Source organism: Streptomonospora nanhaiensis, from assembly GCF_026642255.1.
Taxonomy (GTDB): Bacteria; Actinomycetota; Actinomycetes; order Streptosporangiales; family Streptosporangiaceae; genus Nocardiopsis; species Nocardiopsis tropica.
The window spans coordinates 5,660,376-5,684,583 of the sequence record NZ_CP113264.1 but is presented as its reverse complement, the minus strand read 5'-3'; the positions used below and the strand labels follow the sequence as shown (position 1 = coordinate 5,684,583).

General features: G+C 72.4%; 21 protein-coding genes. 6 read left to right on the top strand and 15 right to left on the bottom strand.

The features are described from left to right. Positions 1-22: 22 nt before the first annotated feature. From OUQ99_RS24525 to OUQ99_RS24505, 5 genes are all read right to left on the bottom strand, one after another. Positions 23-2,476: a glycosyltransferase family 4 protein gene (locus OUQ99_RS24525; RefSeq protein ID WP_267946147.1), complete on the bottom strand. Its 2,454-nt coding sequence runs from the start codon at positions 2,474-2,476 to the stop codon at positions 23-25. Between the two features lie 300 nt (positions 2,477-2,776). Continuing rightward, positions 2,777-3,451: a hypothetical protein gene (locus OUQ99_RS24520; protein ID WP_267946146.1), complete on the bottom strand. Its 675-nt coding sequence runs from the start codon at positions 3,449-3,451 to the stop codon at positions 2,777-2,779. Between the two features lie 42 nt (positions 3,452-3,493). Beyond that, entirely contained in the window at positions 3,494-4,021 is a 528-nt protein-coding gene (locus tag OUQ99_RS24515; RefSeq protein WP_267946145.1) for a hypothetical protein, read from the bottom strand. 8 nt (positions 4,022-4,029) lie between these two features. Continuing rightward, on the bottom strand, positions 4,030-4,830 hold the full coding sequence (locus OUQ99_RS24510; protein WP_267946144.1) for an OmpA family protein: 801 nt from the start codon (positions 4,828-4,830) through the stop codon (positions 4,030-4,032). Between the two features lie 330 nt (positions 4,831-5,160). After that, positions 5,161-5,373, bottom strand: a complete 213-nt coding sequence (locus tag OUQ99_RS24505; RefSeq protein WP_267946143.1) for a hypothetical protein — start codon at positions 5,371-5,373, stop codon at positions 5,161-5,163. Between the two features lie 474 nt (positions 5,374-5,847). Between OUQ99_RS24505 and OUQ99_RS24500 the strand changes: the two genes are divergently transcribed. Then, positions 5,848-7,035 carry a TIGR04222 domain-containing membrane protein gene (locus OUQ99_RS24500; protein ID WP_267946142.1) on the top strand — a complete coding sequence of 396 codons (1,188 nt, stop codon included), beginning with the start codon at positions 5,848-5,850 and terminating at the stop codon, positions 7,033-7,035. Positions 7,036-7,206: 171 nt separating this feature from the next. Here the strand turns inward: OUQ99_RS24500 and OUQ99_RS24495 are convergent, their stop codons facing one another. Beyond that, positions 7,207-8,214: an LLM class flavin-dependent oxidoreductase gene (locus tag OUQ99_RS24495; RefSeq protein ID WP_267946141.1), complete on the bottom strand. Its 1,008-nt coding sequence runs from the start codon at positions 8,212-8,214 to the stop codon at positions 7,207-7,209. A gap of 184 nt (positions 8,215-8,398) precedes the next feature. Here OUQ99_RS24495 and OUQ99_RS24490 point away from each other — a divergent pair, with 184 nt between their 5' ends. Both OUQ99_RS24490 and OUQ99_RS24485 read left to right on the top strand, forming a co-directional pair. Next, complete coding sequence (locus tag OUQ99_RS24490; protein WP_267946140.1) at positions 8,399-8,794, top strand: ArsR/SmtB family transcription factor; 396 nt, start codon at positions 8,399-8,401, stop codon at positions 8,792-8,794. Between the two features lie 397 nt (positions 8,795-9,191). Then, positions 9,192-11,198, top strand: a complete 2,007-nt coding sequence (locus OUQ99_RS24485) for a serine/threonine-protein kinase (protein ID WP_267946139.1) — start codon at positions 9,192-9,194, stop codon at positions 11,196-11,198. 32 nt (positions 11,199-11,230) lie between these two features. Here the strand turns inward: OUQ99_RS24485 and OUQ99_RS24480 are convergent, their stop codons facing one another. After that, positions 11,231-12,454 carry a DUF418 domain-containing protein gene (locus OUQ99_RS24480; RefSeq protein ID WP_267946138.1) on the bottom strand — a complete coding sequence of 408 codons (1,224 nt, stop codon included), beginning with the start codon at positions 12,452-12,454 and terminating at the stop codon, positions 11,231-11,233. A gap of 466 nt (positions 12,455-12,920) precedes the next feature. Here OUQ99_RS24480 and OUQ99_RS24475 point away from each other — a divergent pair, with 466 nt between their 5' ends. Next, positions 12,921-13,853: a nitroreductase/quinone reductase family protein gene (locus OUQ99_RS24475; RefSeq protein WP_267946137.1), complete on the top strand. Its 933-nt coding sequence runs from the start codon at positions 12,921-12,923 to the stop codon at positions 13,851-13,853. Between the two features lie 339 nt (positions 13,854-14,192). Then, on the top strand, positions 14,193-15,431 hold the full coding sequence (locus tag OUQ99_RS24470) for a S8 family serine peptidase (protein WP_267946136.1): 1,239 nt from the start codon (positions 14,193-14,195) through the stop codon (positions 15,429-15,431). A gap of 118 nt (positions 15,432-15,549) precedes the next feature. Here OUQ99_RS24470 and OUQ99_RS24465 read toward each other — a convergent pair whose 3' ends face one another. From OUQ99_RS24465 to OUQ99_RS24430, 8 genes are all read right to left on the bottom strand, one after another. Next, positions 15,550-16,461 (bottom strand): type II secretion system F family protein, encoded by a 912-nt coding sequence (locus OUQ99_RS24465; RefSeq protein ID WP_267946135.1) that lies wholly within the window; start codon positions 16,459-16,461, stop codon positions 15,550-15,552. 13 nt (positions 16,462-16,474) lie between these two features. Then, the gene (locus tag OUQ99_RS24460; protein ID WP_267946134.1) at positions 16,475-17,407 is read right to left on the bottom strand and encodes a type II secretion system F family protein; all 933 of its coding nucleotides are present in this window, start codon (positions 17,405-17,407) and stop codon (positions 16,475-16,477) included. A gap of 55 nt (positions 17,408-17,462) precedes the next feature. Next, positions 17,463-18,788, bottom strand: coding sequence for a CpaF family protein (locus OUQ99_RS24455; protein WP_267946133.1), 1,326 nt, complete (start codon positions 18,786-18,788; stop codon positions 17,463-17,465). A gap of 48 nt (positions 18,789-18,836) precedes the next feature. Further along, a complete protein-coding gene (locus OUQ99_RS24450) occupies positions 18,837-19,304 on the bottom strand; it encodes a TadE/TadG family type IV pilus assembly protein (RefSeq protein ID WP_267946132.1) in 468 nt (155 codons plus the stop codon). Next, positions 19,301-19,714: a TadE/TadG family type IV pilus assembly protein gene (locus OUQ99_RS24445; protein WP_267946131.1), complete on the bottom strand. Its 414-nt coding sequence runs from the start codon at positions 19,712-19,714 to the stop codon at positions 19,301-19,303. The genes OUQ99_RS24450 and OUQ99_RS24445 overlap by 4 nt, the downstream gene beginning before the upstream one ends. After that, positions 19,707-21,083, bottom strand: a complete 1,377-nt coding sequence (locus OUQ99_RS24440) for an AAA family ATPase (protein WP_431061443.1) — start codon at positions 21,081-21,083, stop codon at positions 19,707-19,709. The genes OUQ99_RS24445 and OUQ99_RS24440 overlap by 8 nt, the downstream gene beginning before the upstream one ends. Before the next feature lie 27 nt (positions 21,084-21,110). After that, positions 21,111-21,884: a Flp pilus assembly protein CpaB gene (gene cpaB, locus OUQ99_RS24435; protein WP_267946129.1), complete on the bottom strand. Its 774-nt coding sequence runs from the start codon at positions 21,882-21,884 to the stop codon at positions 21,111-21,113. Positions 21,885-21,953: 69 nt separating this feature from the next. Next, a complete protein-coding gene (locus OUQ99_RS24430; protein WP_267946128.1) occupies positions 21,954-23,075 on the bottom strand; it encodes a hypothetical protein in 1,122 nt (373 codons plus the stop codon). 597 nt (positions 23,076-23,672) lie between these two features. Between OUQ99_RS24430 and OUQ99_RS24425 the strand changes: the two genes are divergently transcribed. Beyond that, positions 23,673-24,128 carry a YkvA family protein gene (locus OUQ99_RS24425; protein WP_267946127.1) on the top strand — a complete coding sequence of 152 codons (456 nt, stop codon included), beginning with the start codon at positions 23,673-23,675 and terminating at the stop codon, positions 24,126-24,128. Positions 24,129-24,208 lie beyond the last annotated feature (80 nt).

Below are 24,208 nucleotides of genomic sequence, written 5' to 3'. Positions count from 1 at the left end.
CCCGCCGGGACGCCGCCGCGCGTCAGCGCAGACGCCGGCTGACCGAGCCCCACAGGTGCACGTCGGCGACGGTGACCTTGAGGTCGCCCGATCCCACCGGCGTCACTGTCACCGAACGCAGGTACGGGCCACGGCTCCAGCGGCGTGCCGTGTGCCCGGGAACCTCTTCGGCCCTCACCCGGCCCATCGCGTCCGCGGGCCCCGCCAGGAGCCGCAGCTGCCACGTGACCCGAAGAGGGGACGCGTCGCCGTACTCCTCGCCCCGGAGCAGCGGCAGGGTCCCCACGAGGCGACCGCCCCCGGGGACGGAGGCCGTCCCCGGCCGACTCCGCGGACCCTCGGCGTGCAGGGGGAAGCGCCGGCCCACGTCGGTGCCGCGCACCACCTCCACCGCGTACTCGGCACCCTCCGGCAACGAGCCGTCCAGGTGCGCCTCGAACCGCAGACGCCTTCCGTGGAGCCCCGTCGGACGCACCCGTACCTCGCCCACCTCCAGGGACGGCGCGGACGGGGACGTCAGCAGCCCCAGGCGGTCGTTGACCGTGTAGTAGGGCCGCACCCGTACCCCGCCCCCGTGCGGGGACTCCACCCGCTGCGCCGGGTAGTCGATGATCTTCTTGTAGCCGGCCACCCCGGACAGGTGACGGCCCAGGGTGCACTCGGCGCCGTCGGACAGCACCAGCCGCATCTCCCACTTCTGCGACATCCCCTCCCGACCGCGCACCACCGCCTCCGGGTCGATCACCGCGGTGAAGAGGCCGTCGGCGGCCACCGGGGCCGAGAACTCCCGCGGGGCCTGCGGCGCCTCGCGGAGCCGCACGGCGAGTCTGGCCCCGGCGTCCGGCCCGCCCCGGCCCAGGACCCGCCCCCGCACGGTGATCAGCCCGTCGGCGACCTCCACGCGTTCCACCTCCGCGTGGCGGGCGGAGCGGCGCACGTGCAGCACCAGACGGCCCTTGCCGGAACGGGCGGGGACCACCAGGGCGAGCCGGTCGACGCCGTCGGCGGCCAGCGGGTAGCCGTGCTGGTGGATCTCGACGTCCTCGACGGGGCTCACCCGGCCCCCGTCGACCCGGCACACCTCCCACGTGCGCGCCGCCAGGCGGTCCCGCTCGGCGTCCACCACCACCTCGCCCCCGGGGCCGGGGGTCAGCGCGACCCGCTGTCCCGGGCGCACCAGCACCACCTCGTCGGGAGGATCCGTGAACGAGAGCACGGCCGGGCCGTCGCCCCCCGCACGCACCCGGCACGCCGCCGGCGGCCCGGGCCGGGGCACGGGCGCCGCGGGCGCCGGCGCCCGCGGCGCCCGCCCGGCCAACTCGGAGAACAGCTCCTCGTGCAGGCGCACGACGTTGGCCGGGTCGAACCGCTCGGAACCCAGGAGGGCCGCCGCGGACATCCGGCGGCGGAGGCCGTCGTCGGCCATCAGTGTGGACAACCCCTCGGCGATGCCCTGGGCCGACCGGTTGGGCACCAGCAGCCCGTCCTCGCGGTCGCGGATGATCGACGCCGGCCCGTGCGGGCAGTCGGTACTCACCACGGGCAGCCCCGACCGCATGGCCTCCACGATGGTCATCCCGAACGGCTCCTCGCTGGAGGTGACCGCGGCGAACGCACCCTGGGCCCAGGCTTCCTCCACCCGCGGGTGCGGCCCCATGAGCCACACGCGGTCCTGGAGGCCCAGCGAACGCACCAGCCGGACCAGCGACGCACGCTTGTCGCCGCGCCCGTAGATGCGCAGTGTCCATTCGGGGAACTCGTCGCCGACCATGGAGAAAGCCTCCACCAACAGGTCGTGCCGCTTGCTGGGCGCCAGCCGCCCGGCGGCCACGATCGTCCGCGTGTTGTGGCCGTTGGCGGTGAACGGCGGGGCGGGCACCGAGTTCGGGATGGACAGCACCCGGACCCCCGGCATCGGCATGCGCTCCGCGTAGGTGCGCGCGTCGGCCTCGGTCACCGTCACGAACGCGTCCAGGCGGGGGTACTCGGCCTCCATCACCCGGCGCAGCGGTTCGGAGTGCTGGTCGTAGGTCAGGTGCTCCTGGCCCACCTTCACCACCCGGCTCGGGGCGGCGCGGGCGATCACGACGTTCAGACCGGGCCGGGTTCCCACGACCACGTCGGCGTCCGTGGTGGCCAGGTACTCCTCCAACCGGTCGTCCGTGAGCCGGCTGTGCGTGGACCCCCGGGTGTCCTCCTGCGGGAACAGCTCAGGCGGGAGCCCGGCCCGCTCGGACCCCTCGTACAGGGGGCGCCCCTCCGCCCCGGCGCCGGGGCCCCGCCTGTCCTTGCGCACGTCGACGAGGGGCCGCAGGCGCACCCCGGACGGCACGGGCAGGGCGGGCTCGGCGCGGTGCCGGAACACCGAGACGATCTCGACCTCGTGCCGTGCCGACAGCGCCGCCGCCTGGTTGGCGACGGTACGGACGGTGCCGCCGATGCCGTACATGTCGTTGATCAGATAGGCGATCTTCACTGGCCCCCCGTGTTCCCGGCGCCGCTCGGCGTTCTCTCGCGCGGGAAGGCGCCGACCCCCGTCGACCACGCCGATCCGAGCCCCCCGGCAGGGAAAGGCGTGGGGAATGAACGCTCAGGCTATGGGTCCTGTCCAAGTAGAAAGTACTTTATGTCGGATTACTGCCTGAAGGTTTGCCGGTCAATGTGCGGCTTTTGCGCACACCAGGGGTCGTCCGGGGAATGAGAAAGGCGCCGTCCCCCGCAGGGCGGGGGCGGCGCACGGGGCGCTGGTCTCGGCGGACACGCGCCGAGGGCGGGTTCAGTAGGTGCCGGAACCCTCCCACTGCGCGAAGGCGCCGCAGGGCGAGTCGTAGGCGGCAGCGATGTAGCCGATCCCCCAGGAGATCTGCGCCGACGGGCTCTCCATGTAACCGGCGGGCATCGAGCCGTGCCTGGCCGGGTTGAACCCGGCGATGCCGCTGTTGCCCGTCTCGGTGTCGACGACGGTGTGGTCCCAGCTGGAGATGGTGCCCCACAGGTTGCTCAGGCACTGCCATTCGCCGTCGGTCCACCCGGCGTCAGCGGACATGCGCATGGCGAGGCTCTGGTTCTCGGTGGAGGTGGGGTCGTCGCCGCTCCACTCGTACTGCTCGGGTTCCTCCGGACGGTCGGCGTCGACCCACGTCTCGTCGCCGCAGTCGGGCCCCTCGACCAGACAGACCATCTGCCGGACCCCGCTGTTGAAGGTCTGGCTCAGTTCGAGCTGGTACACCGAGACCATGATCGCCGCGGCCAGTACGGTGACCGCCGCGAGCTCGACGAGAGCCGCGCCCCCGTCCTGTCCGGATCTTCGTGCCGGACGGAACCAGCGGGAGGCGCGTTCGATCCGGGCCCGCACACGAGGCGGCCCGTGGCGTGCGCCCGAGCGTCCGGGCGGTCCGCTGGGGGAGGGCCGTCGGCTGCCTCCGGGGGCGGGGCGGTGGGGGGTGGGCAACGCCGTCTCCTACGGGTGTCCGGAAAGGGAACGGAACAGGGGTCAGGAAATCGGAACATCCTCGATGGGCTCGAAATTCGGTATTTCGATGTTTATCGAATCAATGTCACTCGGCACTGAGAACATGGACCAGTATGCGACCTGGGAGCCGGGTTCGACCTGCTGTGCGATATTGTTTGACGTGGGGCCAGAGCAAAGGCATTCGCCGTTCCCATCCATGATGGGATGGAATCTGGTGCCCGAATCACCACTCACGGCGGTTACGCCAGCATAGTTCGGCCCTGAATAGCTGTATGCTCGGTCCCTCAGCCAGACGATTCCTCGCGCATTACTCCCGGAGTTTTCGATACTCCATGCAACCGAGAGGAATGCTCCTGTCTCGTCACGTTCTGCCTGGTGGACAGTGGCGGTCAGGCCGTCTGACTGGTCGCTGTTCCCTGGGGCGCTCCCAAGGCTTTCGAGGTCGGAGGCCAGGGGGGTGGCAGATGCCGAACTGACTCCTGTCGCAGTGGCGAAAAAAGTGGCCACGGCTAACACGACGAGGCCAGGGCGGCTGGAAAGTTTGATCATGTCGACCCCTACTTCGCGAATGTGACGGTGACTCGACGGTTGCGTTCGCGACCCTCTTCTGTTTCATTGTCGGCTATCGGGTCCGCAGAACCGTGTCCCTCCACTTCGAAGGTTACCCCCTCTCTTGAGACCAGTTCTTGGAGGGTTCCTTCTACTGCTTCTGCACGTTCGCTTGACAAGGGAAGGTTGACTGAGTCGTTTCCGGTGTTATCGGCGTAGCCATCGATGTTCACAACGCCCGCGCTTGCGTCATCTATCTCTGTTGCCACCTGTGCCAGAATTTCTTGCGAATCTGGACCGAGATTTGCACTGTTTGTTTCGAACAGCACGTCAGAGGCGAGGATGATGCTTACTTCGTCGTTATTTTCGGTGCGACCCGTCTGGTCCTCGATGTTATCTGAAATCATTGTCAGGGGAATGATCTCAGGTTCTTCGAGTCCAGAATTTTCGACAGTTTCTGAAGACTGGGTGATAGGGACGTCCATGATGGGGGGTGTCATGGGCGTTGTTATTGTCATGGTTTCGACGTCGCTTGGGGGCTCGGGGTATACGACCCAGAGATCCAAGGTTTCCCCGGTTGCAACATTTCCGTCTGTTGAGGCGCAAAAGCAAGACCCGCTGGTCTGTTCGTAGCTGAGGTGGCGTGTCTGGTTGACCGCATCGAGAAGTGTGATCTGGCTTGCTGTATGAAGGTTCTCCTGGTCGCTCAGGCCGCTGTAGAGAAGGAAATTTTCCCCGGAATTATTGGTCAGGCCCAGGCGTAGCCTGAGTAACCCGTTCCCTACGGTCTCGAGAGCATAGACGTCCACCTGGAGGTCGGAGCCCAAGTTCGTGGACGTCGCTGTGCTGCTTGCAATGATTTCTGGGCTGCTGCCGGGATCCTGGGATGGTTCGCTTTCGGATTCCGGGGCAGAGGTTTGAGTTCCGTCGGTGTCAGGGGCCTCGCCTGAGGCGACCACGCAACCAGAGGTGAGAAGAAGGGCTGCAGACACGGCCAGTGAGCCCCGTACCAACCTCCTGTTGCGCCCCTCGTTCTGGGAAGACTGGGGATCCGTTTTCAACTTCTTCCCGTTTCTCTTTTGTTCTGACTCGTGTACCGACGGGATCTTTGCTCGTTGTTTCGCGAGGAGAAACCCGGTCTACGGGTTCCCTTGGAGGATGCTCGTCACGGACATCCCGATGCCATCGCTGATGCTTTGGGGGAGGCCGAGAGCGAAAACGGCGACGGCGATGGCCGCGACGAGGATGAGGATGGCGGCGTATTCGACGATCCCCGCGCCCTCGTCCTGCCTCTCGGAGGGGGGCGCCAGGTAGGTGCTGAGCGTCACCCAGAACCTGTTGGGACTGTTCACGGAACTGACTCCTTGCGGGAAGGGCTGAGGGCGCCGCCGGGGTGCGGCTCTGCGCCGGTGAACCGAGGCGGGGGTCCACCGGGGGTGTGCGTGCGGGTTCTGAGTGACCCTGGGGAACCACTATCCGACACGGGCTCGGGTGCCGCCCCGCGTCCTGGCCGGATGTGGCCATCTTTCTTCAGGATGCCCTCCGGGGCACGGGGCCACACACTTTCCACAGGGCTCGATGTCGGCCCAGGTGGATGCCGGTAACCGGGGAGTCGGTGGTTCACGTCCGCGCTGCCAGGGAGGTCACGATCGGTGCTCGTCGAGTGACCATGATGGCACGCGGTTCGCCGGGATGTCATGGCCGGGGGTGTAATGCCAGGCCACCCCGCGTCCGCGATATCGCCGTGGTGTTGGATGGGTGGGCCGTTCCGGCCGGGACGGCCGGAGGGAGCGTGATCCCGACACCGACGCGGAAAGGCGGCGGGGATGGACGGCAGTTCTATTCTCTTCCTGGTTCTGGGGGCGGCCGCAGGCCTCCTGGTCGGAGGCGTCCCGCTTCTGCGGGTCGTTCGCGGTCATCTCGATCTCCGGGCCGCTCTCCGCAGGAGCCCGGGACCGGTCCCGGCCCCCGACCCCGACGAGCTGAGCCCGAACGAGCTGGCCTTCCTCGCCGGGGGACCGGTGCGGGTGGGGGAGACGGCGGTTGTGGACGCGTTCCTGGGCGACCGCATCCGGAGCCAGGCCGCCAGGGGGTTCTTCACCCTCGTGGGACCCGGCGTTCCCTACGCGCACGAGAAGGACCCCACACGGCGCGTCCTGGTGAGGGCGTTCAAGAAGCGCGTCGGGGTCAGCGCCCGGGAGATGGTGCGCCGCGTGGTGACGGGCCGCAGCGTGGAGCAGATCAGACGGGACCTGGCCGGGTCCGGGCTGATCGTCGACACCCCGGAGGTCCGCGCGATCCTGGAGCGGCGGGCGGGGCTCCCGAGGGTCATCCGCGGGCGGAGGATCCTCTCGCTGCTGGTCGCCGCGGTGGGAGCGGGGACGTTCTTCCTGCTGGAGCCGACGAACCCGGGGCTGGCAGCCCTGGCGGGCGGCCTCGCGGCCTCGGCCCTCCTGGTTGCCGCACAGGCGGTCCTGGCCGCGACAGGCGGCCCGGCCGTCCTTCCCAACACCGCGGCGGGCGACGAGGTCGTCTCGCGGGCCCGGGAGCGCTACGGGAACACCACGGCCCTGACCACGGCCGAGATGACCCGGGACCAGGCGGTTCGCCGCACGGCGGTCACCGGTTTCCGGGCGCTGCGGGCCGGTGGCCGCGATCGGAGCTCCAGCAGGGCGGTGTCCGAGGACGGATCGCCGGCCTTCAGCCCGGACCTCACCGCGGCCAACGCTGTGTCGGGGGACGGGGGTGACGCGGGCGGCGGCGGTGGCGTCATCGACCAGGACAGCCTCTGCGAGTTCGCCGACCTCTGCCAGGGCGGCACCTCCGAGAGCGGCGGCTCCGACAGCACCTTCGGCGGCGGCTCAGGCGGTGACGGCTGGAACGGCGGTTTCGACGGGTCCGGAGGCGGTGGATCCGGCGGCGGATGGGGCAGTGGCGGCTGGGGAGGCGGCAGCGGTGACTCCGGCGGCGGCGGAGGAGACGGCGGCGGCGGGGGTGGCGGCGGGGGCGACTGAGCCCGCCGGCCGCGGACCGGCGGCGGGTTCCGGGCCGATGTACAGGGGGACCGTGGCCGGGCCGGGCTCCGCTGGAGCCCTGCCCGGCCCGCCCTCACCGGGAAGACGGCGCCACTGCCTGCCTACAGTTCGGCGCCGCCACCCTTGACCGGTTCCCGGGTCGGGTGTGGGTCAGCCCTGTTCCGGACGCCGGAGTTCGGCCACCTCCGCGAGCAGCTCGAACGAGCGCAGGCGGGCCGACTGGTCGTAGATCATCGACGACACCATCAGCTCGTCCACACCCGTGTCAGCGACGAACAGTTCGAGCTTCTCACGGACGGTTTCGGGGGAGCCCACGAACGAGTAACGAAGCATGTGGTCCAGTCGTTCCTTCTCGCCGGGACGCCATGCCGTGTCGAGGCTCTCGACCGGCGGGCGCAGGCGCCCGCGGGCGCCGCGCAGGGTGCCGAGGAACGCCTGCTGCATGGTGGTGAACAGCCGGCGGGCCTCCTCGTCGGTGTCGGCGACGAAGGCGTTCACCCCGGCCATGACGTAGGGCTTCTCCAGTTGGGCGGAGGGCCGGAAACCCGCACGGTAGGCCTTGAGCGCCTCGTACAGGGCGTCGGGGGCGAAGTGCGAGGCGAACGCGTACGGCAGGCCGAGCTGGGCGCCGAGCTGGGCGCCGAAGAGGCTGGAGCCGAGGATCCACAGGGGGACACGGAGCCCCTCGCCGGGAACGGCGCGGACCGGCTGGCCGGGTTCGGCGGGCTCGAAGAACGCCTGGAGCTCCTGGACGTCGCTGGGGAACGTCGAGGAGGCGCTGTGGTCGCGGCGCAGCGCCGCCATCGTGCGCGGGTCGGTGCCGGGCGCGCGGCCCAGGCCGAGGTCGACGCGTCCCGGGTAGAGCGACTCCAGGGTGCCGAACTGCTCGGCGATGACGAGCGGCGAGTGGTTCGGGAGCATGATGCCGCCGGCGCCGACCCTGATGCTCGTCGTGCCCTCGGCGATGAACCCCAGCGAGACCGACGTGGCGGCGCTGGCGATGGCCTGCATGTTGTGGTGTTCGGAGAGCCAGAAGCGGGTGTAGCCCGCGCGTTCCGCGTGCTGGGCGAGTTCCCGGGCGGAGCGGAGCGCCTGGCCGGGGGTGGACCCCTCGGCGATGCTGGCGTGGTCGAGCACGGACAGCGCGATGGTGGACATGGTTGCCCTCTTCCCCTGCTGCGTAGCGGTTCCTGCGGCAGGGCCGGGGCGGGAGGGTCGGTGACCCCAGCCTGTCTGCGCGTTCGATGTTCGACGAACATCGAATTACGAAGGTACACTCGCGACTGTCCATGAGCCAAATCCCGTCTGGCCGTCGGCCAGGCCCCGTACGAGGAGGACCGCCTTGGCTCCCAGGGAGCAGGAGCACCCCGCCCTCAACGACGTGGAGCTGGTGACGGTGCTCTCCGCGCTGGCCGAGCCGACCCGGTTGCGGATCGTGCGGATGCTCGCGGCGATGGAGGGTGAGCGGGCGTGGAAGGACATCGACCTCCCCATCGCCCAGTCCACGCTGAGCCACCACCTGAAGATCCTGCGCAACGCCGGCCTGGTGCAGAACCGCACCGAGGGCACGCGGTGCTTCATCTCCCTGCGCGACGCGGAGCTGGAGGGGCGCTTCCCGGGGCTGCTGGAGTCGGTGCTGGAGTGCCGGGACACCGCTCTCGCCAGGGAGTCGGAGGAACCCGCGTCCCCGGAGAAGCACGGGGCAACCGAGGGTTCATCGGTCCCAGCGGCCACATGAGAGCAGGTCAGCGCCCAGTCACGGCCGGACGGAAGCCGTGGCCGGGCGCCGCGTTCACACAGTAGGCGACGGCGGAGGCCCCTGTCAGGGGTTGCGCCCGGCTGCAATGGGGCCCTCCGTGCTCCTCCGCCTCCGGCGGGCCGGTCCCGTTCGAGGTCCGGCTACCCGCCGCCGGGGCGGCGCACCGTGTCCGTCCCCCTGGGGGGCTGCCGGGCCGTGGGCCCGGCGCGGTGGCCCGTGCTCTCCGTTCCCCGGGCCGTGGGAGGAGACCGGGGAGGTTCCCGGGTGCGTTCGGGAATGTACGCTCTGTATCCAGGAGATTCCCGTACCCATGGGTCGTAGCTGGACGGGTCGGACACCGCGCCGACGGCCCAGGAGAGTCGAAAGCGTTCCCCCCATGGCACCCACCCCGTCTACTCCCCTCCCACCGCACGTCCGACCCCTCGCCGGCGACGACCCGGAGACGGTCGGCGGCCACCGGTTGATCGGCCGCCTCGGCCGCGACGGCACGGGCACCGTCCACGCGGCCGTGTCACCGGACGGGGAGCCCGTCGCGCTCAAGCTCGTCCACCCGCGGGCCCCGGCCGCAGGGGCGCGGAGCGCCGCCGCGGTGGTCCGGGGGAAACGCGGCGTGTGCTGCGTGAGGGTCGCGGACAGCGGGAACCTGGGCTCCCGACCGTGGTCGGCGACCCCCTACGTGCCCGGGACCGGCCTCGCCCGCCACGTGGAGGACAGCGGCCCGCTGCCCGGAGGCGCGCTCCTCGTCCTTGCGGCGGGGACCGCGGAGGCTCTCGCGTCGGTCCACGCGGCGGGCGTGCCCCACGGTGACGTCAGGCCCGCCAACGTCGTCGTCGCCCCCGGCGGCCCGCGGTTGATCGACCACGGGATCGCGCGCCTGTCGGACGACGGCGAGGCGCCGGCGCCCGGGGGCGGCCCCGGGTGGCTCGCCCCGGAGCGCTGCGCGGGCGCCCGTCCCGACCCCGCCTCGGACATGTTCTCGTGGGCGTGCCTGGTGGCGTTCGCCGCGACCGGCCGACCCCCCTCCGGAGGGGGCGAGCCCCTCACAGAGGCCGCCCGCCGCGCCCGCGAGGGGTCCGTCGACCTGTCCGCTGTCCCCGAGGGGCTGCGCGACCTGCTGAGCCGCGCCCTGTCGCCGGACCCCGGGCGACGGCCCTCGTCGGAGGAGGCGTACCTGGAGTGCCTGCTGCTCGCGGGGGTCGAGGACGACGCCACCCGCGAGGTGTGGGCCGACCGCCTGCGCGGCCTCGTCCACGCCCACTGGCCGCCGGTCGACACGGACTGGCACCGGCCCGGGCGGTGGACCGACGCCGCCCGGGCCCTGGCGGAACAGGGCCCGGGGGCGGTCCGGCCGCACCGCGGTCCCGCCGGCCCGGCCCGGGAGGGCACGCGGGACGCAGGCGCCGGGCGCACCGCCGGCACCCTCCTGCGCCGGGGGCGGCCGGGCGGGCTCCTCGCCCTCGCGGTCGCCGCGGGAGTGTTCGCCGGTGCGGCGCTCGGCGGCGGGTACCTGTTCCTGGACACCCTGGCCGAGGGGGCGGACACCGCCGCGCCGGAAGGCGGGGGCGGCGCCGGGGTGGAGCCGGAGGGGTCCGCGCGGCTCTCCGGGGCGGACCTGGTGGCGGCGTCGCTGGACACGTTCCTGGCCGCGGAGTCCTTCGAGCTCACCGTGCTCACGCACGCGGGGAACGGCGAGGGTTTCGGCCAGCCCCTTCCCGCCGACACCGGTACCGTCCCGACCCTGTTCGACCGGGTACTGCGCCGGTCCGGGCCCCCGGACGCGCTCCGCTGGAGCAGCACCGTCAGCGGGTCGCGCACCAGCGACCTGATGGTGGTGGGCGGGGAGCTGCTGCGCGGGGAGGGCACCGCCTGGGACGGCGCCCCCACCTGGTACCGGGTCGGGTCCGCGCCGGCCGCCACGTTCAGCCCGGAGGGGGTGGTCGGGCCGCTCGTCCGCGCGGCGGAGGCCGGCACGGTCACCGGAGAGGCCGAGACGGTCTTCAGGGCGCCCGCGCCCGCGGAGGACGCCTACGGGCACCTCGCGGGCGGTGTGCCCGAGGAGGTGCCCGCCGTCCGGGTGGAGGGGGACTTCCGTACCTCCGACGCGGACGCGCGGGAGGCGACACGGTTCACGCTCGTCGCCACGGAGGACGGCGTCCCGCTGTCCTTCGCCACGGAGGGCGCCGCGGACGGCGGCCCCGTCCTCAACGGGCGCCCCGTCTCACAGGAGGTGCCGCCGTCGCTCATGGCCCCCGCCGTCCCGGTGGAGCGGTGGTACACGCAGTACACGTTCGTGGAGCTGAACGGCAGACCGGACCTGCGCGTCCCCGACCCCGCCGAGGTGCTGCCCCCGGGGGCCGAGGCCCCCTCGCCGATCGCCCACTGACCGGTGAGGCCGCCGCGCCCCGGCCCGCCTCCTCAGGAGGAGGGGGAGGGGGTGTGGGCGCTCCCCGCGTAGGTCAGACGGCGCAGCACCGCCTCGGCGGGGCCCCGGCGCCCCGACCTGCGCAACGCCTCCGCCAGGACCACGGTGGCGAGCCAGGTGGCGACCGCGACCGACGCGGCACCGGCGAAGCCGAGGGACGTCCCCAGCCCCGCGCCGTAGGGCGCGAACACCAGCGTGAACACCACCGACTGCGCCAGATAGCAGGTCAGCGACCGCTGACCGACCGCGGCCACGGCCCTCACCACCGGGCCGTACGGAACGTCGGACCCGGTGGCCCCGCGCCGTCCTTCCCAGCGGGCCGCGAGGAGGGCGAACAGGGCGGCCCAGCCCAGACCGCCGAACCAGCTGGTGTCGTCGTGCAGGAGCCCCAGGAGGGCTTCCGTCCACGCGGATCCGGCCGGCATGAGTTCCGCGTACACCAGCGCGTTCGGCAGCCCTGCGGCGGCGGCCACACCGAGTCCGAGCACGGCCGCGCGGACCAGCAGCGTACGGTGCGCGGCCGGTTCCTCCAGGATCCGGCGGTGCGCCGCCCAGATGCCCAGGGCGATCATCGGCATGGCGACGGTCAGCATCGTGTACGGCGTGTGCAGCAGCCACTCCTGGACCCGCTCGGCCGATGCGGTCCAGAAGTCCCCCTCGGTCAGCGACGGCGCGGCGATCGAGGTCTCCCCACCCGCACCTGCCAGCAGCACGGTCAACGTCGTGTTCAGGGTGACCGACCCCGCTGCCAGCAGACCCGCGGTCCACAGCAGCGTGGCGTCGCGTGCTCGCGTCAGACCCACGAACAGCAGCAGTGCCAGTCCGTAGGCGCCCACGATGTCCACCGGCAGCAGCAGGGCGCCGTGCGCCGCCCCGATCGCCAGCATCACCCAGCCGCGCCGCCGCAGCAGGCGGCGGGCGTGGATCCACCCGCCCCCACCGGTGCGCACCCTGCGCATGATCTGGACCGTCCCGTATCCGAACAGGAACGCGAACAGGGGTATGGCGCGGGTGTTCACCAGGGTGAGCTGGACGACCGCCACCGCCTGGTCGCCGAACGACCGCACCGGGTCCGGTCCGACCAGGAAGAACTGGGCGTTCACCAGGGCGATGAACAGCAGCATGAAACCCCGTGCCAGGTCCGGCGCGAGGGATCGCGCCGGGGTCGGCACGGGGTCTGTGGGCGGCGCTCCGGCCGCACCCGGGTCCTGGCTCACTGTGGTCCGCCTCCGTCTCGATCCGTGTGCCCACGAAGCTACGGACCGGGGAGGCCCGGCCCCATACGGCAGGCACACCTCTTCCGGTGGACCCGGCCCTACCCCCTGGGGTAGGCTCACCGGCGTGTCGCGTGCCCCGACCATGAGCAGTGGGCCGGTCGGTGGGCATGGAGGCACCTTGATCGTCGAGGAGAGCACCGTGAGCGCACCCACCATGCATCGCGCCTAGGAGTCCGCGCGGCGTCGGCCTGAGCCACGCCCGAACGCGTCGATCCACCGCGACCTCCCCGAGATTCACGACACCCGGTCGCCTCCGGGACACCTGTCACCCCACCCGACCCTTCCGTGCGCCCGCGCGCAGGGGCGGCCCGCCGGCGTGCTCCGCCGCGCGGTCCGCCGTGCGCGCCGCCGGTCGTGTGCGGGTTCCTCGGGGACGGTCGCCCACCCCACACCCCGAAGGAGACCTGTGCCAGATTCGTACGCACCGACCGCACCGCACGTCAGCGACTTCAACATCCCGGTCGTGGAGGAGTTCCGCGCCAACGGCGGCCGCGTGGGCGGCATGTTCGAGGGCGGAGACCTGCTGCTCCTCACCACCACTGGCGCCAGATCGGGCCGCGAGCACACCACCCCGCTCGGATTCGTCCGAGTGGAGGGGAAACTGCTGGTCATCGGCTCGGCAGGCGGCTCCGACCGCCACCCCGCCTGGTACCACAACGTCCTCGCCCACCCCATGGTCACCGTGGAGCTGGGCACCGAGGAGTTCACCGCCGTCGCCGTTCCCGCCGAGGGCGCGGAACGGGACCGGTGGTTCGCCGAGGTCGTGCGCCTGGTCCCCGGATACGGCGACTACCAGGCCGGGACCGCCAGGGTCCTGCCGGTGGTGGCACTGGAGCGGGACCGCCTCGCGGCCCCGTCCGAGGCCGCCAACCTCGCCGAGAAGTTGGTGGAGATCCACACCTGGCTGCGCGCCCAGCTCCGGCACGTCCGGGAGGAGGCCGACGCCTTCCTCGCGGAACGCGCGGCCCGGGCGGGGCAGGAGGGGGGCGGGGAGCCGGTGCTCGGGCTCAACCTCCAGCTGCGGCAGCACTGCCTGGCGTTCTGCGAGTCCCTGCATTACCACCACACGGGGGAGGAGTCGATGTTCCCCCGCCTCGCGGAGGCGGAGCCGCACCTGGAGGAGGCGCTGCGGAGGCTGTCGGAGGAACACCGCACCGTGGACCGCATCCGCGGAGAGCTGGAGGCGCTCATCGGCGACCTGGCGACCGCCGATCCGGAGGCCTTCCGCCGTGAGCTGGACCGGATGACGCGGGAACTGGAGGCGCACCTGGACTACGAGGAGTCCGCGCTGTTCCCCGTCCTGACCGCCATCCCGTTCCCTCCGGGCGGGCCCGCGTAGCCGCTGTCCGGAACTGTGGGCGGTGTGCCGCCTGCGATCGGTCGTGAGGAGACCCGCTTCCACTGTCACCGCCGTTGCCCCTGGTGGCGGTGGGAGCGGGGCCGCTCCCGAAACCGGTCACGACACGTATTGCCTCCGGCACGACCGGTATCCGGGGTTCGGCGCGAACCACCGCGCCGGTGTCCGTCAGTGTCCGCGGAAACGCCCTACGTAGCCCCGCCCGCTCCGGGAAGTTACGTAGTGACCACGTATTGTCCGCGCCCGGGTCGCCGCGCATGATGGAAGCAGGGTGGCCACCCTCCGCATCCCCCGCCCCCTCCCCGAAGGGTTCCTCCCACCATGCGCAAGTTCGGTGCGGTCCTCGCGGCCGCAGCCCTGTTGCCGGCCGTGCTCGCAAGCCCCGCCCTCGCCGCCGACGCCACCGACACGACGGACACGGCGGAACGCACCTACATCGTCGTCCTGGACGAGGACGCCTCCCCGGACGACGTGGCCGACCGCCACGGAGACGACCCCAGCAGCGTCTACGAGCACGCGCTCACCGGCTACGCGGCCGACATGACCGCCGCCGACGCCGCCGCCCTGCTCCAGGACCCCGACGTGGCCTTCGTCCAGGAGGACCAGGTCATGCACACCTTCGCGCAGGACGTCCCGGACGGGGTGGCCCGCACCTTCGCCCCGGACAACCCCGGCCTGGCCATCAACGGCCAGGCCGACTACGTGCCCGACGTGTCAGTGGCCGTCCTGGACACGGGTGTGGACGCGGGCCACCCCGACCTGAACGTCGTGGACGCCGTGAACTGCACGAGCGGGACCTGCGTCCCTGTCACCGGCACCGACGGGAACGGCCACGGCACCCACGTCGCGGGCACCACCGCCGCCGTCGACAACGACGAGGGCGTGGTGGGCGTGGCGCCCGGCGCCGCTGTCTGGAGCGTGCAGGTCCTGAACTCCGGCGGCAGCGGCTCCCTCGCCGGGATCACGGCGGGCGTGGACTACGTCGCCGCCAACGCAGACCAGGTCGCCGTGGCCAACATGAGCCTGGGCTGTCAGGGGTGCACCAACCAGGCCCTCAGCAGGGCCATCGCCGGGTCGGTCGACGCCGGCGTCGCCTTCGCCGTCGCCGCGGGCAACAGCGCCACCAACGCCGCGAACTTCTTCCCGGCCAACCACCCCGACGTCCTGACGGTCTCCTCCATGGCCGACTCCGACGGAGCACCCGGGGGTACCGGCGGCACGCTCCGCTGCACCGGTGACGACGACGACACCCTGTCCTACTTCTCCAACTACGGCTCGGTCGTGGAGATCGCCGCGCCCGGCTCCTGCATCACCTCCACCCTGCCCGGTGGCGGCTACGGGTCCATGAGCGGTACCTCGATGGCCTCGCCCCACGCCGCGGGCGGCCTGGCACTGCTGGCCGCGGGCCCGGCCAAGCCGACCGACCGGGCCGGGGTGCTGGCGCTGTACGACGCCCTCGTCGGCGCGGGCAACCACGACTGGACCGACACCTCCGGCGACGGGATCCACGAACCGCTGCTGGACGTGGGCGACCCCGGCCTCTTCCCCTCCGACGGGTGACCCGCCGGCCCTCCGCCGCCGACCGCGTCGGCAGGGCCCGGCCCACCCCGGGCGGCCCCTCCCCGAACTCGGGGAGGGGCCGCCACCGCGGTCGGGGGCTGCCCCGGGGGACCGGCGGTCAGCCGCCGAAGATGGCGCCGAGGTCGACCTCTGTGCCCAGGAACATGGACCCGACGATGAGGATCAGCAGCCCCGGCAGCAGGGTCACAGCCGTCACCATCGTCACGCGCGGGTTCATCCTCTGGGCCTTGCGGCGCATGTACTGGGCGTCGGCGCGGCGCATGTCCCGGCTGATGTCCACCAGGGTGTCGCTGAGCGGGGCGCCCAGCTCCTCCGCCTGCTGGATGGCGGTCACGAACTTGCTCAGCGACTCGTTGCGGGTCCGGCGCCGCAGCATCTCGAAGGCCTCGCGCCGGGACGTCCCCAGCTCCATCTGGCGGAGGGCGAGCGTGAATTCGTCGGCGAGCACCCCGGGCATCGACTCGGCCACCCTGGCCACCGCGGCCCGGAACGACATCCCCGCGCTCACCGTCACCGAGAGCACGTCCAGGAAGTCCGGCAGCTGCGACTGCACCCGGTCGGCCCGCTCCTGGCCCTGGACGTACATGCTCAGATCGGTCAGCCCCATGAACGCCAGCACGACCACGCCCACCAGGGGGCTGCCCACGGCGAACATCAGCAGCCCCAGGGGGCCGTACAGCGCCACCTCGCCGATCTTGCGCCGCACGTACCGTTCGACGGTCAGCCCGTCCGGGCGCCCCGCCGCCTCCAGCCGCTCGGTGACGGAGGCGCGCATCCGCGGGCTCATCGACGCCAGGACCGACGTGACGAAGGGCTTGCCGATCGCCTCGGTCAGGCGGTGCAGGAAGAACGTCTCCTCCGACTTGGTCCGGGGTGTGCGGGCCGCCGGACCGCCCACCTCCACCCGGGTCCGCGACATGGTCAGGTACAGGCCGTAGCAGGCGGTCAGCACGACCAGGGCGCCGGCCAGCGCCGCGGCGAGCGGGACCAGGGTGGGGAGCACACTCATCGGGGGAGTCCTTCTAGAGGTCGAACTTGGTGATGCGGGACACCAGCAGGAAACCGAGCGCGAACAGCGCCGCCACCACCAGCAGCACCGTCACCCCCGCGACGGACGTGGTCATGACGCGCATGATCCCGGGCTCGATGCCGTTGATCAGGAACAGGGCGCCCACCGACATGAACCCCAGAGCCCACACGGTGCTCGTCGTCTCGCTGAGGATCGTCTGCACCTCGCGCCGGGTCTCCTTGCGGTTCTCCAGGGTCTCGGAGATGTTGCGCAGCGCCGTGACCAGCGAACCTCCCGAGCGCGACGCCACCACCAGTGTGGACAGCAGCACCCCCAGCTCACGCGAGGGCATCCGCTCGCGCAGCTCCCGCACGGCCTCCTCGAAGGAGGCGCCGAGCTTCATCGACTCCGCCATCCGGCCCAGCTCCTCCCCGGCGGGCCCGTCCAACTCCTCGGCGGCCATCGCCACCGCCGTGGGCAGCGCCAGCCCGGCGGAGGTCGCGTTGCCCAGGACCCGCGCCAGGTCCGGCAGCTGGGCGGTGAACTCCTCGCGCCGCTTGGCCTCCGCCCGGTTCAGGTAGGAGAAGAAGAGGAACGCCACCCCGACCGCGGCCAGCAGGCCGAAGAACGGGGCCAGGACCTGCCAGACCACGATCACCGCGAGGAGCGAACCGCCGGTCAGCGCGAGCACGAACGTCGAGAGGCGCACGTCCGCCCCGGACCTGGCGATCCGGCGGTACAGACGCGAACCCCACTGGGTGCGGTAGATGGCCGCGTCCAGGCGGGCGGCCGGCGTGGACGCCTCGTACTCGGCCCGGTCCAGGGCGCTGCGGGCGGCGATCATGCGACGCTGCTCGGCGCTGGCCACGAACTCCCACAGCCCCCACAGGGCCACGGCGAGGACCACGGCCAGGCCGCCGAGGATCGCCACGAACTGCCAGGTCACCGGGACTCCAATCGGGTGGGGGGCGAGCACGCCCCGGAGGGCGCGGGAAGGGGGGTCACCATCGGCCCGCGACGCCCTCGTCGGGGACGACGCCGAACGCCGCCGGGATGGCCTCGCCCACGTGGTAGATCCGTCCCGCCATGTGCCGCGGCATCGGGTAGTGCCGGAACTCGCCCGACACGGACCGGTTGGGGCCCGTGGGCAGGGCGTCGAAGGTCATCACCGGGTCCAGCCGGAACTCCTCCCGGCGGCGTGAGGAGACCACGGCGATCTCGTTGACCCGTCTGGACCCGTCCGGCCAGCGCCCCAGGTGCACGATGGCGTCCACCGCGTTGTTGATCTGGTCGCGGATCGCGTCGTAGGGCACGTTGCCGTCGCCCAGCGTCGCCAGGGTCTGCAGCCGGTAGATGGCGTCGTCGGCCGAGTTGGCGTGAACGGTCACCAGGGAGCCGTCGTGGCCGGTGTTCATGGCCTGGAGCATGTCGATGGTCTCCGGACCGCGCACCTCGCCGACGATGATGCGGTCGGGGCGCATCCGCAGCGCGTTGCGGACCAGGTCGCGGATGGCGATCTCACCCCGGCCCTCGATGTTGGCCGGCCTGGTCTCCAGCCGCACCACGTGCTCCTGCATGAGCTGGAGCTCGGCGGAGTCCTCGATGGTGACGATGCGCTCGTCGGTCGGCACGAACGCCGACATGGCGTTGAGGAACGTGGTCTTCCCCGTGCCGGTGCCCCCGGACACCACGATGTTGAACCGGGCCCGCACCATCGCCGCCAGCAGGATGCCCGTCGGCGCGTCCAGGCTGCCCATCCGCACGAGCTCGTCGATGGGGTAGGGCTTGGGGAAGCGCCGGATGGTCAGGATCGGCCCGGACAGCGACAGCGGCGGGATGATCACGTTGACGCGCTCGCCCGTGGGCAGGCGGGCGTCGACCATCGGCGAGGACTCGTCCACCCGGCGGTTGACCAGCGACACGATGCGGTCGATGGTCTGGTAGAGCTGCTCCTCGCCGTTGAAGGTGGCGTCCACCCGCTGCATCCTGCCGCCGCGCTCGATGAACACGTTGTCGGGACCGTTCACCATGATCTCGGTGACGGTCTCGTCGGCCAGCAGGGGCTCCAGCACACCCAGGCCGAGGGCCTCGTCCACGACCCTGCGGATCAGCAGCGACCGCTCACGGTCGGACAGCACCGGGCCCTCGCGGGTGAGGATGTGACCCACGACCTTCTCCAGCCGCACCCGGCGCTGCGCCAGGGTGAGCTGGGTGAGGTCCTCCAGGTTGATCTCCTCCAGGAGGCGCCGCCGCCAGTGCGTCACGCTGGCGCTGTCCGCGCGGCCCTCGACGACGCGGTCCTCCTCGAGGCGGTCCTTCAGGCCCATGTCCCTCGTCTCCTTCCCCCCGGACGGGCGCGGCGCACCGCTCCCGCCTCACACATTGGGCATGTCCACGCGACGCGTCAGGGTCAGGTCGAGCCCCGACGACGAGAACACGATGGGCAGCGGGTGCGACACCTCCACGTAGAAGCCCTCGCTGTCGTTGGTCCCGCTGGTGACGGTCGCGTCGTCCAGCCACGAGGGCAGGGCCTCCCGGGCCGCCGCCTCCGCGCCCGGCAGCTGCTCGGCCCCGGCCACCCGGGCGCCGGCGCGCGCGGCCGATTCCAGGCGCTCGACCGCCACGAAGGCCAGGAACGCCTCGATCGCGACGACCGCGGTCAGGAGCAGGATCGGGAAGAACGCCGCGAACTCCAGGAGCGGGCCGCCGCGGTCGGCGTCCCGCCCCGCCCGGCCGCCGAGCGGTAGGCGCCGCGCGGCTCCACCGCGCGGGCGCCCCGGGGAGGAGCCCCGGGCGGTGGGGCCGCCCCGGCCGGAGCCGGGACCGGCGGTCGGTCGGCTCATGGCGCGGTCCCCCGCGGCTCCACCTCGGGGACGACCAGGGCCTCACCGGTGATGTCCCACGGCCCCGTGACCCCGGGCAGGAAGATCGGCATGGCGAGCGTGACCCGCGCGAACCGCCCGCCGTCGCGCTCGACGACGCTCACCGTCATCACGTCCTCGCCGTCCCACGGCGGCCGCACCCGCTTGCGGGCCTCCTCACCGATGCGCTCCATGTCGTCGGGGGTCACGGAGGCCTGGCGGGCGGCCTCGGCGGCGCCGTGCGAGGCGTACATCGAGGTGATGCCGAGAAGCAGGACCTGCCACACCAGCGCCATCGCGAGCATCATGAACGGCACCGCGGCCGCGAACTCCACGATGACCGCGCCGTCGTCGCGGCGGCGCCGGGCGCGCGCGGACCGCGGCTCAGCCATCGAACCCACCGCGGCCCCCGCCGCCCCACGGCCCCGCCGGGCGGCCACCCGAAGGTGTCGCGGAGGACCCGTTGGCGGCCCTGCGGGCCGGGTCGGGAACCGACGCGTTGAGGAACCCGGACACGTCGCGGGTGGACGGCGCGAGCGCCTGGCGGTCCGCGAGGGCGGCGAACGACCCCAGACCGCCGGAGGGCGTGGTCGACCCGCCCTTGCCGCCGCTGCCCGGAGGGGCCGGCGGGCTCAGCAGGTCCAGCTCCGCGGCCAGGCGTGCGAAGGCCTTGCGCAGGCCCTCGTCGGTGACCTTGGTCGGATCGCCGTTGTTCTCCCCGGGTTCGAGGGCCCGGTAGGCCGCGGGGACCGGGGTGCGCAGCACCCTGGTGCCCAGCAGCTGCTGGAGGAAGTCCGGCTGGATCTCGTTCTTGCGGCTGTGCCGTGTGACCAGCGAGTACACGTCCTCGTGGGAGCGGATCTGCAGCCGTTCCCACATGCCCATGAGCCGTTGGGCGCCGCGCAGCGCCGGGACGTCGGGGGTGACGGTGACGACAGCGGTGTCGGCGAGCTCCACCGCCATGGCGGTGGCCTCGTTCATGGTCGAGCCGCAGTCCACCACCACCAGCTCGTACCGGGAGCGCAGCGCGTTGAGGACACGGCGGGTGGCGCGGGCGGTGACGTCCTCGCCGCGTTCGCCGTGCTCGGGCGCGAGCAGGACGTGCGGGCCCCGGTGGTCCACGTACAGGGTCTCGGCGAGCATCCCCGGGGTGATGTCGTCCCCGGCGTCGACCAGGTCGCTGATGGAGCGGCGGTGGCGCAGGTTGAGGAACGCGGGCAGGTCGCCCGTCTGGAGGTCGAGGTCCACCAGGCACACGACCCGGCCGGCGGCCGCCGCGACCATCGCGAGGTGGACGGCGCAGGTGGTGGCGCCCACGCCCCCCTTGGCGCCGCTGACGGCCATGATCCGGCCGCGCACCCCGGAGGCGGGCAGGTCCAGGGACGCCGACTCCAGGTGGCGGCGCAGGGTCCGCGACCACTCCGCGGCCTTCGTGACGCGGGTCTCCAGCTCGGCGATCCCGGAGTCGTGGGGCAGCACGCCCCGGGCGCCGGCCTCCATCGCCCCGGTGAACGTGTCGGGGTCCATGGTGGGGGAGACCAGGAGGATCGCGAGCTGGGGGTGGCGGTGGGACAGGTCGCGGATGGCGTCGAACACCGGGGCGGGCCCCAGTTCCTGGTGGATGAGCACGACGTCGATCTCGGGGAACTCCCCCGCCGCGTCGATCAGCGCGGAGGTGGTGGGCCGGGAGGCCACCAGTTCGGCGCTGCCCAGCTCCTCGAAGCGCGCGGCCAGCACCAGCTCCGCCTCGGAGGTGGGCATACCCGCCAGGACTCGGAACATCAACGTCTACCCCCCATGCGGCGCGGGCCGCTCGTCGGTCGTCTCTCCCTCGTCGGGGGTCGCGCCCCCGGCGAGGTCCTCGAAGTCCCCGCTGCAGAACTCGCTGGCCCCGGGCGATCCGCCGCCGTCGGCGCTCACCAGCGCCAGCCTGAGCTTGGTGGAGAAGTCCTCCGCGTAGGCGAGCTGGAGCGCCGCCTGCGGGTCGAGGCGGAAGGTCACCGGGACCACCCCAGAGACGCCGCCGTTCTCGCGCTCCTGGGAGCGGAGCTCCCCGATGTCGAGGACCTCGACCTCGGTGATGATCCGCACCGCGCACGCCTCACCGTGGTCGCGCGGCTGGAACGTGCCGTAGATGTCCACGAACGATCCGCGCTGCACCTTGCCCGCGACACCGGTCTCGGCGTCGACCATGATCGCGATCTCCCGCTCGCCCGTGGTGAGGGTGGGCTGGGGCTGCACCATGCCGCGCTGGAGGTAGACGCCCTCCTCCAGGTGGGAGGCGGCGACGAGCTCCTGGTCGGCGGGCGTGTCCACGTCGGCCAGGTCGGTGATGAACACCTCGGGGTCGAAGTACATCCTCGGCACCTGCACCCGTTCGACGGAGTCCTCGCCGACGGGCTGGTAGGCGTCCACGTCCTCCGACAGGCGGAGGACGGTCGCGAACTCGCCCAGGCGGTCCTGCTGCGAGTTGAGGTAGGTGAACACGGACGCGAACACGGCGACGGCGCCGATGGCGGCGACGACCATGAGCAGCACGCCACGTCGCTGACGGGGGTTCATAGGGGGTCTTTTCCGTTTCCAGTGTCGTCGCGGAGCCGTCCGCCCGTCGGGCCGGCGCGGTCGCGGGCCCTAGCGGGAGTAGGTCCTGGGTGTACCGGGCCACAGGGCGCGGCCCGTGAACGGGGCGCCCTCCGGCCGGTCGGCGGTCGGTGGGGTCGGTCGGCCGTCGGCGGCGCCCCTGCCGCCCGGGGGCGGAGGGGTGCCGTCGGACGGCGGGTCGGAGGGTACGGGCCCCGCCCGGCGCCGGCCGGGCGCCGGGCCCTCCGCCGGGCCCTCCGCCGGGCCCTGCGCGGGGCCGGGGGACGGGCGCCGCTGCGGCCGGGGCGCGGATTCGGGCACGGGGGGCCGGGACGTCTGCGGTGTCCGGACGCCTGCGCCGGTCCGGGGGCTGTCGGCCGAGCAGAAGGGGCAGGGCCTGCCCGACATGGGTTCGCCGCACCAGGAGCAGTACGAGGCGCGAATGGCGCCCGCCGCGTAGGCGAGCGCCTGGGGGTGGGCGCTCAGGGCCACGAACTCCACGTACCGGGACGTTCCCCAGTACACGGGCCCGAGCGGTTGGACGGGAAGGGTGCGGGTGGCCACCGGCTGGATGGCCTGCGGCAGGTTGTCGTCGAAGACCCCGGTGATGGACGGGTCGGGGGTGGAGCAGAGCAGTTGGACCGGCTGGACCGGGCGGAAGGGCAGCGTCCGGGAGACGTCGGCCGGACGCAGGCGTCCCACGCGGGCGGTGGGGGCGCAGTAGGCGAGGAAGGACACGGACGGTGCGAAGGAGCCCATGTGCTGGCGCATCGAGGTGGGGATGGTGGACAGGCCGGAGACCGTCTTCAGCCAGGCGCCCGCGAGCAGGTGCCGGGGGAGTTCGTCGCAGAGCGCGGCGACCATGCCCGGCGGCAGGTAGGGGGCGAGGTAGGCGAGCTGGTCCGCGATCAGTGACAGCGCCAGGGGGGAGAGGTCGACGGCGATCCCCGCGACGTGGTCGGTGCGCATGGAGCCGCGCGCGAAGTTGATCGCGCGTTCGGCGTCCTCGGACCGCCAGGCGGGGTAGAGCGCGACGACCTTGCGGCCGGCGTCCACCTGCTGCCTGGCGAAGGCGACGAACGCCGAGCTGCGCTCGCCGATGCCCTCGCCCCGCATCGCGAACCGCTGCGCCCGGACCTCGCCCACATGGCCCGTGCTGGGGATATCCGCCAACAGGGCGACGGTCGTCGCCGACCGAGGTTGGGCTCTGGACACTGGGCAAGCTCCATCGGTTCTGCGCGCTTGGGAGAGATCTGAAGCAGAGCGGCCTCCCGCGTCGAAGGTGCCACCCGAACGCATCGTAACGAATGTGTGGCTGAAGGGGGGAGACCTCGCATTTGTCGCCATTGAACAGGAGGCGCGGGCCGGCCGGAAGGACCGGGGGCGGAAACCCGCGTGTGCGACCCGTGCGCGGCGCCTCCCGCGCAGGTCCCGGGGGACCGGCCCGGGGCGGGACGCCGGACGCGTCGGCCGCATGCGGCCAGGGGGTGGACAGGCCGTTCCGCGCCGGTCCGGTGGACATGTGTGTGCCTTGCCCGGCGTGTTCGCGGGCTGTACGCGTGTTCGTCTCCTCACCTCCGTCCTTCCCACCCAAGGATGCCCCTCCGCTCCGCCTCCCACCAGTGCCCACGGCCGAACTGTGGAAAACTCCCCGGCGGGCACGGGTGTCGCGTGCGTCTCGTCGGGGGTTGGGGCGTCCTGCGGAGGGAACGAATCGGGGGGACTTCGCGTCATATCTTGAGAAGTCAGACGCCCCTGAGGAGACCAACGATGCGCAAGGCAAACCGTGCCGCGGCCGGAGCCGCCGCCTGGCAGGTCATCCAGAACTCCGACACCGACATCTCGGTCTGGAAGCGGATCGGGGCCGTCCCGCGCATGCTCGGGGCCAAGATGCGCGGCCGGTACCCGGACCTGAGCAGCGGGAAGCTGCTCGGCATGCTGGTGCTGGCGGTCTACATCGTCTCGCCGGTCGACTTCGTCCCCGAACTGTTCATCCCCCTGCTCGGCCTCGCGGACGACATCGGCGTCGCCGTGTGGCTGACCACGATGGCGCTCGGCGAGAGCGAGCGCTTCGTGCGGTGGGAGCGGCAGAGCCAGGCCCAGCAGGCCTTCCACCAGGCCAACCGGCCCGGTGAGGGCGCCGGTCGGCCGGATCCCGGACAGGCGGGCCCGGGCCCCGAGGGCGCCCGCGACGGGGCCGACCGGGCCGCCGCCCGGAGGTCCTGACGGGCGGGCCGCCCGGCCTCCCGGAAGCACCGACGGGCCCCGCGTGTCACCGGACGCGCGGGGCCCGCTCCGGTCCCTCC